Origin of the sequence: Xanthomarina spongicola, assembly GCF_003148645.1 — a bacterium.
Classification (GTDB): Bacteria; Bacteroidota; Bacteroidia; order Flavobacteriales; family Flavobacteriaceae; genus Xanthomarina; species Xanthomarina spongicola.
In genome coordinates, this window is sequence record NZ_QGGP01000002.1 from 357,972 (window position 1) to 372,821 (window position 14,850).

Here is a 14,850-nt window from a genome sequence, read left to right on the forward strand (position 1 = left end):
TATGAAATTCTTATTAAAATCTATTTTATTTCTAACTCTAATTTTTTTAATAACTGCATGTTCTGGGACTAAGAACTTTAATGCAAAAAATCTTAACGAAAGTGGTTTCACTAAAGCAGAAATAAATTTAATCATGCAAAGAGATAGTTCAATACCTATGCGTGTTTATAAGATTAATAGTAAATCTGATTCTCTTTTATTAAGAACAAAAAGTTCACATGTTACAGTAAATCCTAACGATCCTATTCTTCAAAATTTTGTAAATAGATTATACAGTACAGTTAGAGATAGTATGTCTTTAGGTGTTGGTATTGCTGCTCCTCAAGTAGGAATTTTAAAAAATATTATTTGGGTTCAAAGATTTGATAAAGAGGAATTTCCGTTTGAAGTTTATTTAAATCCAAAAATAATTCAGTATTCAGATCAAAAGCAAACATTTATAGAAGGTTGCTTGTCCATACCAGACAGGTCTGAAACTTTATATAATCGCTCTTATTCTATACAAATAGCGTATGATACCATGGAAAATACACATAAAACGGAAACTGTTGAAGGGTTTACATCTGTCATTTTTCAGCATGAAATAGATCACTTAAACGGTATTTTGTATTTAGATCATTTAGAAAAGGAAGTAAAAGACTCTGAATAATTTCTTTTTCTTACATTTATAAAACCAATTTTTAAAAAATGTCAACCAACCAAACTACTTGTAAAAATTGCGAAAAACCCTTTGAAAGTGACTTTGCTTTTTGTCCTCATTGTGGTCAAAAGTCTAAAGACGAGCTTACAATTGGTGTTTTGTTTTATAATACGATTAGCAACTATTTTTCTTTTGATGCGCGTTTTTTTAAGAGTTTTATTCCTTTATTAATTAAACCAGGTTATTTAGCTAGTAAGTTTATTGAAGGTAAACGCCTATTATATCTGCATCCAGCTCAGATGTATTTATTTATATCAGTCATATTTTTCTTTTTATTTACCATTTTAGTTCGTCCTCAAACTGAAAAATTAGACAAGGAATTAAAGAAAACATTTGATAAACCTCTTATAAATGATTCAATAATTAAGAAGCCTGAAATGGATTCTTTAGATATTGAGAATTTGCTAAAGCCTTTAAAGGATAATCAGAAAGTAATTGGAATGGATGAAGCTGAATTAAAAGTTTTAGACTCAGTACTTAAAAACGACTTGAGTTCTAATTCTAATGATTTAACTTTTGATTTTGATGAAAAGAAAGTGGACTCTTTAATTGAAATTGGTGCAACAGATCAAGAAATTTATAAAGCTATGGGTTTAGAGGAAGATGCTGGTTCTTTTAAACGACGCTTGTATACTCAAATGCTGAAATTCTATAAAAAACGTGATGGAGGCAGTTTGTTAGGTGCTTTTTACGATAGTATCCCTTTAGCTATGTTTATCTTGTTGCCAATATTCGCATTGCTTTTAAAAATCTTTTATTGGAGACGTGGTACATTTGCACATCATTTAGTATTTAGCTTTTACTTTTTCTCCTTCCTATTTATGTTGTTTAGCATCATTATAGGAATCAACTTTATTTTAGATATACCAGACTGGATAGATTGGCTTATTATCTGGTCTTCGTTTTTCTATCTATATGTTGCTTTAAGACGTTTTTATCAACAAGGTTGGTTTGTAAGTTTTTTTAAATGTAGTGTGGTGTCTTTTACCTTTTTGATGATGGTATTACCTTTTGCTGCAATTATAGTAGGTCTAGTAACGTTTATGTATTATTAGAAATCAGAAAAATTAAAGTTTTTCTTTTAAATATTTTCCAGTAATTGAATCTTTGTTTGCTACAATTTCTTCAGGAGTTCCTAAAGCCACTAAATAACCACCATTTTCACCACCTTCAGGACCTAAGTCAATAATATAATCAGCACATTTAATCAATTCTAAATTGTGTTCTACTACAAGTATAGAATGTCCTTTTTCAATCAATGCATTAAAAGATCTTAGGAGCTTTTGTATATCGTGGAAGTGTAATCCGGTTGTAGGTTCATCAAAAATAAATAAAGCATTATCACTTTTACTTCCTTTGCCTAAAAACGATGCTAATTTAATACGTTGAGCTTCACCTCCAGAAAGGGTAGAAGAGCTTTGTCCTAATGTAACATAACCTAATCCAACATCTTGAAGAGGTTGTAATTTTCCATGAATTTTAGTTTGTTCATGTTTTTCAAAAAAAGCAATGGCATCATCAATCGTTAGATTTAAAATATCATCTATACTTTTTTCTTTGAAATTTACTTCCAATACTTCTTTCTTAAAACGTTTCCCATTACAAGTTTCACAAGTTAGGTGAACATCTGCCATAAATTGCATTTCAATAGTCACTTCGCCTTCACCTTTGCAGGTTTCACAACGTCCACCATCTACATTAAAAGAGAAGTGCTTGGCTTGGTAATTTCTTATTTTGCTTAATTTCTGACTAGCATATAAAGCACGAATATCGTCGTAAGCTTTAATATAAGTAACAGGATTAGAACGAGACGATCGACCTATTGGGTTTTGGTCTACAAATTCAATCTGTTTAACATTGCTGAAATTTCCAGTTAATTCTGAAAAATGTCCAGGTTTATCACCAAAATCCGTAAGTTTCTTTTGAAGTGCTGGAAACAATATTTTCTTTACCAAAGTGCTTTTACCACTTCCTGAAACACCAGTAATAACAGTTAACATTCCAAGAGGTATGGTAACATCTATGTTTTTTAAGTTGTTTTCCCTAGCTCCAAGAATATTTACTTGATACTTAGAAGTTCTTCTTTTTTCTGGAACCTTAATTTCTAGTTTTCCATTTAAATATTGTGCAGTTAAAGAATCTGAAACTAAAATATCCTGATATGTTCCAGTTGCCACTACATGACCTCCAAAAGTTCCAGCTTCTGGACCTATGTCAATAATTTCGTCGGCTTCTTTCATAATGTCTTCATCATGTTCAACCACTATAACTGTATTTCCTAAATCACGAAGAGATTTTAATACACCAATCAATCTTTCGGTATCTTTAGGATGCAGACCAATACTAGGTTCATCCAGTATATACATGGAGCCAACCAAGCTGCTTCCAAGTGAAGTTGCTAAATTGATTCTCTGACTTTCACCACCAGAAAGTGTATTCGATTTTCGATTTAGAGTTAAGTAGTTTAAACCTACATTTTCTAAGAATAACAAACGATTGTTTATCTCTTTAAGTAAGCGTTTAGCTATCTTTAATTCGTAGTCGTTTAATTCTAATTGATTAAAGAAATTTGCTAGCTTATTTAAAGGCATATCGACTAAATCTGTAACCGTTTTACCACCAATTTTTATATATTCAGCTTCTGGCCTTAAACGTTTTCCTCGACAGGTTTTACATTTTGTTTTTCCTCTGTAACGAGAAAGCATCACACGATTTTGAATTTTGTAAGCTTTAGATTCTAGTTCTGCAAAAAATGTATTTAAGCCTTCAAAATATTCATTGCCATTCCAAATAAGTTGTTTATGCTCATCACTTAATTGAAAATAAGGTTTATGAATTGGGAAATCGAATTTATGTGAATTGTTTACTAATTCATCACGATACCAACTCATGCTTTCACCACGCCAAGCGAAAATAGCATTTTCAAAGACTGATAAGGCAGTGTTTGGAATAACTAAATCCTCATCAATACCAATAATATCTCCATAACCTTCACATTTTGGACAGGCTCCATATGGATTATTAAAACTAAACAGATGGACATTAGGTTCCAGAAAATCGATGCCATCAAGTTCAAATTTATTACTAAAAAATTGTTGCTTATTATCTTTTAAAAGTTCAATATAACATTCGCCTTTTCCTTCAAAAAAAGCTGTTTGTATGGCATCAGCTAAACGATTATAAAAGTCTTCTTCATTTTTTGTGATGATTCTATCTACAACTAAAAAAACAGTTTTATTTTTAGAAATATCTGTAGCTTCTTCAATTCTTAAAACATTATTATCTACTTTAACTCTAGCATAACCTTGTTGTTGCAAGACTTTTAGTTTATCGTTCATGGAACGATCTTTTTCTAAATGAATAGGAGATAGGAGTAGTAATTTTTCACCTTCATTAAACGTTTTAATGTATTTTAAAACATCTGCTACTGTATCTTTTTTAACTTCATCACCAGATACTGGAGAATATGTTTTTCCAATTCGAGCAAATAATAGTTTTAGATAATCGTAAATTTCTGTAGAAGTACCAACAGTTGAGCGAGGATTGGTTGAATTAACTTTTTGTTCAATTGCAATAGCTGGAGCAATGCCTTTAATATATTCAACTTTTGGTTTATTAAGTCTGCCTAGGAATTGTCTTGCATAACTAGATAAACTCTCAACATATCTACGTTGACCTTCAGCATAAAGTGTATCGAAAGCTAAACTAGATTTTCCAGATCCAGATAAGCCAGTTATTACAACTAATTTGTTTCTAGGAATAACAACATCTATATTTTTTAAATTGTGCAAACTAGCACCTTTTATAATAATGTTTTCTTTTGGATTTACTTCAGAAATATTAGCTATCATAAGTTGTTTCAACAATAATTCTGCAAAGATACTATAAGTAAATCAGCCTAAAAAATGGAATGTTATCGAATATTTTTTGTAAAAAAATAATATTTTATTTGCAATTTGTAGTAGAATGTTATTATATTTGAAACTTACTAATCTTAAAATCACTAGTCTAGCCTATAGCATAATTTTACTTTTTAAAACTATTTAACCCCAAGCATAAAGGATTCTTTATGTTAAAAAGTAATGATTATGCCAAACGAACTTATCACAGACGCTACATTAGTTAGGAACTACATAAATGGTGATGAACCTGCTTTAGAGAAACTTATCATCAGACATAAACAACGTGTTTATAGTTTTATTTATTCGAAAGTATTTGACAGAGATATTGCTGAAGATATTTTTCAAGACACCTTTATTAAAGTAATTAGAACTTTAAAAAAAGGTAAGTATAACGAAGAAGGTAAATTTTTGCCTTGGGTTATGCGCATCTCCCATAATTTGGTAATTGACCATTTTAGAAAAAATAGCAGAATGCCAAAATTTAGTAATGCTGGCGATTTTAATATCTTTTCTGTGCTTAGCGACAGCTCGCTAGATGCCGAGAAGAGTATTATAAAAAGTCAAGTAGAGTCTGATGTTAGAAAGATAATTGAAGAACTCCCAGACGATCAAAAAGAAGTATTAATGATGCGTATGTATAACGATATGAGTTTTAAAGAAATATCTGATAAAACTGGCGTTAGTATTAATACAGCTCTTGGAAGAATGCGATATGCATTAATTAATATGAGAAAGATTATTGATAAACATAATATTATTTTAACCAATTAAACAATAAAATATAATTTGTTACGTTAGTAAGGTAAATAACCCATAATTAATATTTAATGGCAAAACTTTACTCTCAAAAAAATCCCCAAAAACAAATTAATTTGAACCCAAAGGATGAAACAATTAAGTTTCTTCTTGATTATTCTAAGGCTTTAAGTGTTATAAATTGTAATAAGATGAAGTTTGAAGCACTTCTCAACTAAACTTTGAAAAAGTCCTAATTAGTCGTTAGGACTTTTTTGTTTTATAATAGTTATTTAAAACCGATTTTCTACCAATTGTTTTAGTAATAATATCTTTTTCTAAATCCCAACCTCTAGCAGGCGAATATTGACGACCATACCATATAATTTGAAGATGTAAATCGTTCCATAATTCTTTAGGAAACAATCTTTTAGCATCTTTTTCTGTTTGAACAACATTTTTCCCATTTGTAAAACCCCAACGATACATTAGTCTATGTATATGTGTATCTACTGGAAAAGCAGGAATACCAAAAGCTTGAGATAAAACAACTGCTGCAGTTTTGTGTCCAACGGCTGGTAACTCTTCTAGTTCTTCGTACGTTTTTGGTACTTGACCATTATGTTTGTCAATTATTATTTTTGAAAGCCCGAAAATACCTTTGCTTTTCATTGGAGATAAACCAACAGGTTTAATAATTTCTCTAATTTCTTCAATAGATAATTTTACCATATCATATGGATTATCTGCCTTTGCGAATAATAATGGTGTTATCTGGTTTACACGTACATCTGTACTTTGTGCAGACATTAAAACGGCAATTAATAAAGTGTAAGGATCTTTATGATTTAATGGAACAGGAATAGTAGGATACAGTTTGTTTAACGTATTTATAACAAAATCTACCTTTTCTTGTTTAGTCATAAGTTGTATTTTTGCAAAAATTAAAGTTTAACAAATATACTATGACAAATTTAGAACCAGGAGATAAAGCACCAGATTTTACTTCTAAAGACCAAGATGGAAACACTATTTCTTTAGCAGATTATAAAGGAAAAAAACTGGTTTTATTCTTTTATCCAAAGGCTAGTACACCAGGTTGTACAGCAGAAGCTTGTAATTTAAGTGATAATTACTCAAGATTCCAAAAAGCAGGTTATGATATCCTTGGAGTAAGTGCTGATAGTGAAAAGCGACAAACTAATTTTAGAAATAAATATAAGTTTCCTTATCCATTATTAGCAGATGAAGATAAATCCGTTATTAAGGCCTTTGGTGTTTGGGGACCAAAAAAATTTATGGGACGTGAGTATGATGGTATTCACAGAACCACATTTGTTATTGATGAAAATGGTATTATTGAAGATGTTATATTAAAAGTAAAAACTAAAGAGCACACTAATCAAATATTGAAATAAAAAAAGCGACCAATTTTGGTCGCTTTTTAGTTTGAAAATTATTTTTTATTCATCTCTAAAAACTTCTTCAGTTTCGCAACCAAATAAACTTTTTTCTTTTATTAATTTTGAAACACCTTCAGGTAACATAGCTTCCCAGCCTTCTTCACCATCTGCTATCATTTTTAAAACTGTTCTTGAAAAAACCGATAAAATACTTGTGTCATAATCTGCAATATCTATAACCTTTCCATTGTATTTAAAGAATTTATACAATTCCTTCATTCTTGGATGTACTTTTAGGTTTTCACTATTTGTTATTGTACCATCTTCATTTTGCATAGGATATAGATACACTCGTAAATCCTTGAAGAATAGTTTTCCAAAGGCTTCTAAAATACCACCACTTAAATGACGATAATATTTTTCATCGAAAATATCCACAAGGTTGTTTACTCCCATTGCAAGTCCCATACGACTTTTTGTGTATTGAGAGAAGTATTCTACTAATTTATAAAATTCCTGAAAATTTGAGATTAAAACAGTTTGCCCTAAAGAACAAAGAAGTTTTGCCCTATCCATAAAATCTTGTTCATCAATTTCTCCTTCAGCACGTAAATTGGATAATGTTATTTCAAAAACTACTTGGGTTTTATCTAAATCAACTTTATTTTCTTTAATAAACATGTCGTAAGATTTTTGAAACATGTCCATATTTACTTTAGTAACAGGTCTAAAACTACCTCTAAGAGCTAAGATGTTTTTCTTATAAAGAACCCTTGCAGGTAGAACATTATTACCATCTGGTGCAAACATAACGGCATCTGTCATGCCATTTTTAACTAATTGTAAGCTCATTAAACGGTTGTCAACATCTTCGAAAACTGGTCCAGAAAAGTTAATCGTATCAATTTCTAATTGATCTTTGTCTAAATGGTCGTATAAATAACGCAGCAACTTTTTTGGCTCATTGTATTTATAGAAAGCGCCATACATTAAATTAGTACCTAAAACACCTAAAGTTTCTTGTTGCAATCTAGCATCATTCTCTTTAAAACGTAGGTGCAAAATAATTTCGTTATAATCTTGATCTGCTTCAATTTGATACCTTATACCAACCCAACCATGTCCTTTATATTTTTTGGCAAAGTCAATAGTTGTAACAGTATTAGCAAATGAAAAGAATAATTTATTAGGATGTTTATCTCTAGTTAATCTTTTTTCAATAAGACTAATTTCATGATCTAACATTTTACGTAAACGCGCTTCAGTTACATAACGGCCATCATCTTCAATACCATAAATAGCATCACTAAAATCTTTATCGTATGCAGACATTGCCTTTGCAATAGTACCAGAGGCACCACCAGCTCTAAAAAACTGTCTTACAGTTTCTTGACCAGCTCCAATTTCTGCAAATGTCCCGTAAATGTTTTCATTTAAATTTATACGAAGTGCTTTAGTTTTTAATGAAGGAATCTCTTCAAACTCTTTATCTCCTTTTAAGCTAATTTCCATTCTAGATTGCGATTATTTCTTAAACACAAAGGTATTAAATTACCATGTTAAACAAAAAAATAACCTTATTTTTGTTTTAAAATAAAAAGGATTGAAAATTACATTTTTAGGTACAGGAACTTCTCAGGGGATCCCAGTTATTGGAAGCTCTCATCCTGTTTGTTTAAGTACAAATTCTAAAGATAAAAGGTTACGTGTTTCGGTATTAATAGAGTGGGATAATTTTTCCTATGTTATAGATTGTGGACCAGATTTTAGGCACCAAATGTTGAAAGCCTCTTGTACAAAACTGGATGGCATACTTTTTACACATGAACACGCAGATCATACTGCAGGATTAGATGATATTAGACCTTACTTTTTTAGACAAGGAGATATTCCTATTTATGCGCATAAGCGTGTTATAAGCGAGCTTAAGCGAAGATTCGATTATATTTTTGAAATAGAAAACAAATATCCTGGTGCTCCTGGCGTATCAATTAATGAAATTGAAAACAAGCCTTTTAAAATTTCAAACTTGGAAGTTATACCTATTAATGGGTTACATTATAATCTTCAAGTATTTGGATATAGATTAAATAAGTTTGCATACTTGACTGATATGAAAACTCTTGAAGCTAAAGAAATTAAAAAACTTAAAGGTTTAGATGTTTTAGTTGTAAATGCTCTAAGGGAAACGCCACATATTTCTCATTTTAATTTAGAAGAAGCTTTAGATTTTATAAAAAAAGTAAATCCTAAAAAAGCCTATTTAACACATATTAGTCATCTATTAGGTTTTCATGACGAAGTACAACAAAAATTACCAGAAAACGTTTTTCTGGCTTACGATAACTTACAAATTACTATATAATGAAGAATAGAATATTTATGTATCTTTTTATTTTCACGCTTTTACTTGTTGTTTTTCAATATGTAAATTCAAAAAACATTATTGAATCTTATGATGACAAATACGAAAGAAGTCTAGAAAAATACTTGATTTACCAAGATACTATTTCAAATTTAAGAGATCAGGTTTTAACCTTATCTGAATTTAAACTAGATGAAACAGAAGCTGCTTTAACTTATTTTGAAGAAAGAGGATATGACGTTACAGAGTTAATACCTTTTATAAAAGATGAAATATATGAGTTAAATGTTATGAAAGGAGAGGAGCATCCATTAATACCATATGCTTCTATGTCTGGAGGAAAAATGCTTATAAATTCAATTAGACTCTTAAACCATAAATGGATAATTGCTAATTTTTCAGATGGAAGGTATTGGGGAGAATTGTTTATAGCTTATGAAATAACTGAAGACGAACAATTAAAATTTAGATTAATCGAATCGTTTTTATACCCAACACAATAAAAATTAAATTCTATCGACTAACCATTTTCTAAATTCGTAAAAGTTTTGTGGTGCTACACCATGTCCAACTGGAAATTCAGAATACTGATGCTCAATATGCAGTGCATCTAAAAACTTAGGAGCTTTCCTAGCCCATTCAACAGGCAATACTTGATCAACACTACCATGAGAACAATAAAAACTTAAATGAGAATAGTCTTTCTCTGAGACATTATCTGGAATAATATTCGAGTTTATATAACCACTCAAAGCAATTACTTGTTTCACTTTTTCAGGATAGGTTAGAGCTACAGCATAACACAAAATAGTACCTTGACTAAAACCTAACAAAGTAACATTGTCTTTATTTACAGGATACTTGCTACATGCTTCATCTATAAAATTGGCTATTAAATCTCTAGAAGATTTTGCCTGTTCGTCATCACTCCATTTGTTTTGTTCTGCATCAAAATTAATTGCATACCAAGCATTTCCATAAGGTTGTAATTGATAAGGTGCTTTTAAAGAAATTATAAATAGTTCTTCAGGTAATTCTGAAGCAAACGAAAACAAGTCGTTTTCATCGCTACCATAACCATGACACATAATTAATAATGGTGCGTTTTCTTTTAAAGTAGAAGGTCTTGTAATATATGATAAACTCAAATTTGTAATTTTTTAATTAATGTTTTTAAACCATTCTTGGAATTTTTCGCCTAATAAAGGAATAGGTTTTGCTTCGCCTTTAGCAGCATGGAACATTCCAAAAATCCAACAAACAAATGTTATTATCCATAAAATGGTTCCTAACCAACTATTTACATAGGCTTCAATAACGTTAGAAGATATTAGCATAATAATTAACCCAAGCATTTGTCTAATATGGAAAAAAGTGAATGGATTCTTTTTTTCAAGATTCATTATAATGGCTATAATTAATCCAACAAATGTTAAATAGCTAACTATAGCTAATGTTCTTCCTTCTTGTATAGTTTGTTCTGTCATGAATTTAATTTAAAATCATTTTATTGTTGGAAATAATACCATACACATTTCCTTTTATGGCTCTATTTAAGAAGATACTATTTTTTGAAGTAGATATAATGTTTTCTAATCCAAAGGTACTATTTCCACTAGGATTGAATAAGCTTAAATCTGCTCTATTACCAATTTGTATTGGTTTGGAAACAATACCAAATCGTTCTTTTCCTTTAGTTAATAATTCTATGGTTTTTTTAGTGCTGAAAGCAGTATTTAGAATTCCAAAGGCAGATTCTAAACCTATTGTTCCATATTTGGCAAAATCGAATTCTATTTTTTTATGTTCAATATCTAATGGATTATGGTCGCTAGTAACCATGTCAATTGTTCCATCTTTAATTCCTTCAACTAACGCGTCAATGTCTTTTTGAGTACGTAAGGGAGGCAATACTTTAAAATTTGTATTAAAACTTGTTAGGTTTTCATCTGTTAGAGTAAGGTTGTGTATGGCTACACTACAACTTATATTTAACTTTTTTTGTTTTGCAGCTCGAATTAATTCAACAGATTTAGCAGTAGAAATTGTTGGAATATGTAGTTTCCCTTCAGTATATTCTAAAAGGAATAAATCTCTTGCTATTTGAAGCTCTTCAGCCATATTTGGTAAACCTTTTAGACCTAAAGATGTGCTGGTAATTTCTTCATTCATGACACCATTTCCAGAAATCTTGTTTTCCTGAGGAAAAGAGCAAACCAAACCATCAAAATTGCTTGCATATTGTAAAGCTATTTTTAAAAGATTTGGATTTTCAATGGGTTTCTGATAATCGCCAAAAGCAATAGCTCCTGCATTTTTCATATCGAATAACTCGGCTAAATCGATACCTTTTCCTTCTTTGGTTAATGCTCCAATAGGATATAAATTAACAGCATGTTTTTCTGCTTTAGATTTTATAAAAGAGACATCTGCATTACAATCTATAACTGGATTAGTGTTTGGGTTTAATGCAACAGATGTAAAACCTGAAAGAGCAGCAGTCTTTAATCCATTTTCAATAGTCTCTCTTTCTTCATAACCTGGTTGACCAAAACTTACACTAGAATCAAACCATCCTTGAGATACACAAAGATTATCTAAATCTAATTCTTTAAAGTTTTTGGTGTTTTTAATGCGTTTAGAAATTTGAGAAATCGTACCATTTTCAATTAAAATATCGACTGTTTGATTATGGAAATCGCTTTTTGAGTCAATAATAGTGGCAGATTTTAAGAGTACGTTCATTTAAAATATTTTAAGATGAGCATTTCAATTGCTAAAAAGACTAGTGCAAAAATAACAAACCATTTCCATAGCTCGTTAATTTTTGAGTCACTTTTTAAAGTATCGAATAATTTAGCTACTGAATCTGATTGGTTAATATGATTTATTGATGATAAATCTTGATACTGTAAAGAACTTTCTTTTCTATTGTAATTATAGCTTACATTTTCAATTAATTCTGTTTTATTATTTACATTATAAGTACCTGCTATTGTAGGTATTTCGTTAGTTATAATAGATACTTTATTATTAAAATATTGTTGTTGTGGAATAATGTTTTCTTCACCAAAAGACAAGGATAATATCTCGTCTTGTTGTAAAATTACTGGTATATCGAAAGTGTTTTCTTCTCCAATAGTATAATATAAATTAGATGTTTTTAAACTCTGTTTTCCAATGTTATAAAGTGTTGGAACTATTAAAGGAGAGTTTTTAAAATTTGAATTTTCAGAATTTAAAGCCGAAGCAAAAACAAACACATTGCTAGTGCTTGCCAAAAATGGATTACCATCTTCAAATTGAAGTGGAGCAGTCGTGTTTCTTGAATTTATTGGATAATAACTTGATACTTTTGGATACTGAAAATTAGTTACTCTTTTATTAAAAACATCGCTATATAGTGGATGCGAATAATTGATTGTAGTCACTTTCTTTTCAGTCTTATTAATAGGACTCATTTGAATATTATAACTCAATAAAAAGTCATTATATGTTTGAAGACTGTTGTTTGTTGATGGTATAATTAAAACAAAGCCTCCATTATTTGTATACGAAATTAATGCTGTTTTTAAAGAAGAAGGAATACTTTCCAACTCGTTAAGAATAATAAGATTTTGATTTTCAATTTGGCTATAATTTAATTCATTTAATATAGTTGAATTAAGTTGAAATTCTCCATCTGTATAAACACGTTTTAAGAAGTCTTCATTAGATTCAGAGATAGAAAGGACTTTTGCTTTATTGGGTTTATTGATATTAAAAAATAGTGAGTTATCAAATGGTAAATTAGAATCATCAATTACAATTTCTCCTATAATTTTCTGGTCTCTACTTAGAGTGAAGTTTGCAACAGCCGTTTCTTCGATATTAATTGAAGTCTTTGTAATAAGTTGTCCTTCACTATATAAAGATACAGGCACATTTTCTATAACATTACCTTGATTAATAATATTGACAGTCAATTCTAAGTTTGTTGCTGTTTGGTTTGAAATAAACAAACTATCAATTTGTAAATTGTTTGTGGAAACAGGCTTTAATTGTACTGTGTTTATATTAATAATGGAGTCTAAACTTGGATTAAATTGAGTTTCTTTAATTTGAAAATCTGAAATAATAATTGCTTGTTTCAAGATTCCAGAATCAGGACTAAATAAATTTTTACACTTTAATAAAACAGCATCATAAGACAATTGGCTTGGAGCAAAATCTAATTGAAGTAATTCGTTTTTTATAGCATCAATAGATGTGTTTCTGTAAGTGGCATTGTTAGTGAAGAGAGTAATTTTTTCACTTTCATCAATGTTTTCAATAAGATCTTGAATAGCCCTTTTAAATAGCTCACCTTGTTCTCCTTTCGCTTGCATGCTAAAAGAATTATCAAGATAAATAACGGTTTCTTTTTTTGTATTAAAAGTATTTGTTTTTGAGGTGTATGGTTGTGCAAAAGCCAAAATTAAAGCAGCTAAAAGAAGCATTCTAGCAGTTAATATCAGCCATTTTTTTAGTTGAGAACTTTTTCGAGTTTGAGAGGTTACTTTTTTTAGGAAAGCCACATTTGTAAAGACTTCTTTTTTAAACTTTCTAAGTTGAAATAAGTGAATAATAATTGGGATAAGCAGCGCAAATAAAGCGTAAAGAAGTTCGGGATGTTTAAACTGCATTCCTGTTGTTTATTTACAAAAATAGTGTTTACAATGAAATAGAAAACCTTTTAACAACAAATTAATTATTTAACAAAAGAAAAAGTAATCTTGCATGGCTTGTTTATTTGCGTTTTTAAAAAAGGTTCTTATAGTTTGTTGTGACTTTTTATTAGCTACTGTTATAATGCTTTGAGCATTTTCAAGCTCTTTCAAATAATTAAAACTGTATAGTTTTTTTTCATAAATATGCTTACCTATTTTCTTTGGATTGTTGCATATCCAAATAAAGTCTACATTTTTATTAATTAATAGTTTAGCAATATTTTTGCCTTTATTTCCTGCTCCCCAAATTACTAGTGGTCTTGAAGCATTATAATCTAGTTCAAGAAAATATTTCAGTTTTATTTCTAAAAAATAATTTTGAGCATAGTGTTCATGAGTTCTGGAAGTTCTGTTGCTGTAATCTCTCCAGTAATGTAACACTTTGTTGCATGGAATAACTTTTAGTTGGTATTTGTAAAACCTAAAAGTTAAATCGTAATCTTCAGGATAATCATCTGGATTAAAAGCATCACATGCTAATAAATCGTCTTTATGAACCATCCAGCAAGGAGATGGAATAACACATTCTTTGTATATTTCAGAATAGTTGTTCCCATCTAAAGTTAGTTTATTAAGCCAGTTTTCATAATTTTTGTATCCATCATTAATACCTTCTTTACTAAAGTAGCTCACTAAACCAGTAGCAAGATGTTTTTTACCATGTAATAATAAATTGTTTAGTAAAATTTCCAGTTTATTAATAGGCATTATATCATCGCTATCCATTCTGGTAATATAAGTGCCTGAACTTTTTTTAAAAGCTAATCTTAATGCTGCAATAATTCCTTCACCATTATTTTTAAAGAGCTTGATACGCTTATCTTGTTCAGTATAGTTATTAACTATTTGATAGCTATTGTCTGTAGAACCATCATCTATTATAATCAATTCCCAATGAGTATATGTTTGATTTAAAATAGAATCCAGGCATTCAGGTAAAAACAGAGCTGTGTTTTTAAATGGAATAAGAATGCTAATCAAATGTTTTTGCATAAGG

The 14,850-nt window shown here is 29.6% G+C and carries 14 protein-coding genes; 6 read left to right on the top strand and 8 right to left on the bottom strand.

Going from position 1 to position 14,850, the window contains the following annotated elements; genetic code table 11:
• Position 1: 1 nt before the first annotated feature.
• Positions 2-649, top strand: a complete 648-nt coding sequence (gene def / locus LX78_RS05595) for a peptide deformylase (RefSeq protein WP_109681661.1) — start codon at positions 2-4, stop codon at positions 647-649.
• A gap of 38 nt (positions 650-687) precedes the next feature.
• On the top strand, positions 688-1,755 hold the full coding sequence (locus LX78_RS05600) for a DUF3667 domain-containing protein (protein ID WP_109681662.1): 1,068 nt from the start codon (positions 688-690) through the stop codon (positions 1,753-1,755).
• 12 nt (positions 1,756-1,767) lie between these two features.
• Here LX78_RS05600 and uvrA read toward each other — a convergent pair whose 3' ends face one another.
• Positions 1,768-4,551, bottom strand: a complete 2,784-nt coding sequence (uvrA, locus tag LX78_RS05605; protein ID WP_109681663.1) for an excinuclease ABC subunit UvrA — start codon at positions 4,549-4,551, stop codon at positions 1,768-1,770.
• 237 nt (positions 4,552-4,788) lie between these two features.
• Between uvrA and LX78_RS05610 the strand changes: the two genes are divergently transcribed.
• Positions 4,789-5,373 carry an RNA polymerase sigma factor gene (locus LX78_RS05610; RefSeq protein ID WP_109681664.1) on the top strand — a complete coding sequence of 195 codons (585 nt, stop codon included), beginning with the start codon at positions 4,789-4,791 and terminating at the stop codon, positions 5,371-5,373.
• A 228-nt stretch (positions 5,374-5,601) separates the two neighbouring features.
• Here LX78_RS05610 and LX78_RS05615 read toward each other — a convergent pair whose 3' ends face one another.
• Positions 5,602-6,261 (bottom strand): endonuclease III domain-containing protein, encoded by a 660-nt coding sequence (locus LX78_RS05615; protein WP_109681665.1) that lies wholly within the window; start codon positions 6,259-6,261, stop codon positions 5,602-5,604.
• Positions 6,262-6,302: 41 nt separating this feature from the next.
• On the opposite strand from LX78_RS05615, the gene bcp reads away from it, so the two are divergent.
• Positions 6,303-6,755 carry a thioredoxin-dependent thiol peroxidase gene (bcp, locus tag LX78_RS05620; protein WP_109681666.1) on the top strand — a complete coding sequence of 151 codons (453 nt, stop codon included), beginning with the start codon at positions 6,303-6,305 and terminating at the stop codon, positions 6,753-6,755.
• A gap of 45 nt (positions 6,756-6,800) precedes the next feature.
• Here the strand turns inward: bcp and LX78_RS05625 are convergent, their stop codons facing one another.
• The gene (locus LX78_RS05625) at positions 6,801-8,252 is read right to left on the bottom strand and encodes a nicotinate-nucleotide adenylyltransferase (protein WP_109681667.1); all 1,452 of its coding nucleotides are present in this window, start codon (positions 8,250-8,252) and stop codon (positions 6,801-6,803) included.
• 91 nt (positions 8,253-8,343) lie between these two features.
• On the opposite strand from LX78_RS05625, the gene LX78_RS05630 reads away from it, so the two are divergent.
• Complete coding sequence (locus LX78_RS05630; RefSeq protein WP_109681668.1) at positions 8,344-9,105, top strand: MBL fold metallo-hydrolase; 762 nt, start codon at positions 8,344-8,346, stop codon at positions 9,103-9,105.
• On the top strand, positions 9,105-9,608 hold the full coding sequence (locus LX78_RS05635; protein ID WP_245881481.1) for a hydrolase: 504 nt from the start codon (positions 9,105-9,107) through the stop codon (positions 9,606-9,608). Before LX78_RS05630 ends, LX78_RS05635 begins: the two co-directional genes overlap by 1 nt.
• A gap of 3 nt (positions 9,609-9,611) precedes the next feature.
• Here the strand turns inward: LX78_RS05635 and LX78_RS05640 are convergent, their stop codons facing one another.
• The 5 genes from LX78_RS05640 to LX78_RS05660 form a co-directional block, all read right to left on the bottom strand.
• Entirely contained in the window at positions 9,612-10,253 is a 642-nt protein-coding gene (locus tag LX78_RS05640; protein ID WP_109681669.1) for an alpha/beta hydrolase, read from the bottom strand.
• A gap of 12 nt (positions 10,254-10,265) precedes the next feature.
• Positions 10,266-10,592, bottom strand: a complete 327-nt coding sequence (locus LX78_RS05645) for a DUF4870 domain-containing protein (RefSeq protein ID WP_109681670.1) — start codon at positions 10,590-10,592, stop codon at positions 10,266-10,268.
• A 4-nt stretch (positions 10,593-10,596) separates the two neighbouring features.
• Positions 10,597-11,850 (bottom strand): dihydroorotase, encoded by a 1,254-nt coding sequence (locus LX78_RS05650; RefSeq protein ID WP_109681671.1) that lies wholly within the window; start codon positions 11,848-11,850, stop codon positions 10,597-10,599.
• Entirely contained in the window at positions 11,847-13,769 is a 1,923-nt protein-coding gene (locus LX78_RS05655) for a BatA domain-containing protein (protein ID WP_109681672.1), read from the bottom strand. The genes LX78_RS05650 and LX78_RS05655 overlap by 4 nt, the downstream gene beginning before the upstream one ends.
• A 69-nt stretch (positions 13,770-13,838) precedes the next feature.
• Positions 13,839-14,846, bottom strand: coding sequence for a glycosyltransferase family 2 protein (locus tag LX78_RS05660; RefSeq protein ID WP_109681673.1), 1,008 nt, complete (start codon positions 14,844-14,846; stop codon positions 13,839-13,841).
• Positions 14,847-14,850: the final 4 nt, after the last annotated feature.

What these genes read in the sequence shown, in the direction of transcription:
- def (WP_109681661.1), top strand. Translation starts at nt 2, where the DNA reads ATGAAATTCTTATTAAAATCTATTTTATTTCTAACTCTAATTTTTTTA.
- LX78_RS05600 (WP_109681662.1), top strand. Translation starts at nt 688, where the DNA reads ATGTCAACCAACCAAACTACTTGTAAAAATTGCGAAAAACCCTTTGAA.
- uvrA (WP_109681663.1), bottom strand. Translation starts at nt 4,551, where the DNA reads ATGATAGCTAATATTTCTGAAGTAAATCCAAAAGAAAACATTATTATA.
- LX78_RS05610 (WP_109681664.1), top strand. Translation starts at nt 4,789, where the DNA reads ATGCCAAACGAACTTATCACAGACGCTACATTAGTTAGGAACTACATA.
- LX78_RS05615 (WP_109681665.1), bottom strand. Translation starts at nt 6,261, where the DNA reads ATGACTAAACAAGAAAAGGTAGATTTTGTTATAAATACGTTAAACAAA.
- bcp (WP_109681666.1), top strand. Translation starts at nt 6,303, where the DNA reads ATGACAAATTTAGAACCAGGAGATAAAGCACCAGATTTTACTTCTAAA.
- LX78_RS05625 (WP_109681667.1), bottom strand. Translation starts at nt 8,252, where the DNA reads ATGGAAATTAGCTTAAAAGGAGATAAAGAGTTTGAAGAGATTCCTTCA.
- LX78_RS05635 (WP_245881481.1), top strand. Translation starts at nt 9,105, where the DNA reads ATGAAGAATAGAATATTTATGTATCTTTTTATTTTCACGCTTTTACTT.
- LX78_RS05645 (WP_109681670.1), bottom strand. Translation starts at nt 10,592, where the DNA reads ATGACAGAACAAACTATACAAGAAGGAAGAACATTAGCTATAGTTAGC.
- LX78_RS05650 (WP_109681671.1), bottom strand. Translation starts at nt 11,850, where the DNA reads ATGAACGTACTCTTAAAATCTGCCACTATTATTGACTCAAAAAGCGAT.
- LX78_RS05655 (WP_109681672.1), bottom strand. Translation starts at nt 13,769, where the DNA reads ATGCAGTTTAAACATCCCGAACTTCTTTACGCTTTATTTGCGCTGCTT.
- LX78_RS05660 (WP_109681673.1), bottom strand. Translation starts at nt 14,846, where the DNA reads ATGCAAAAACATTTGATTAGCATTCTTATTCCATTTAAAAACACAGCT.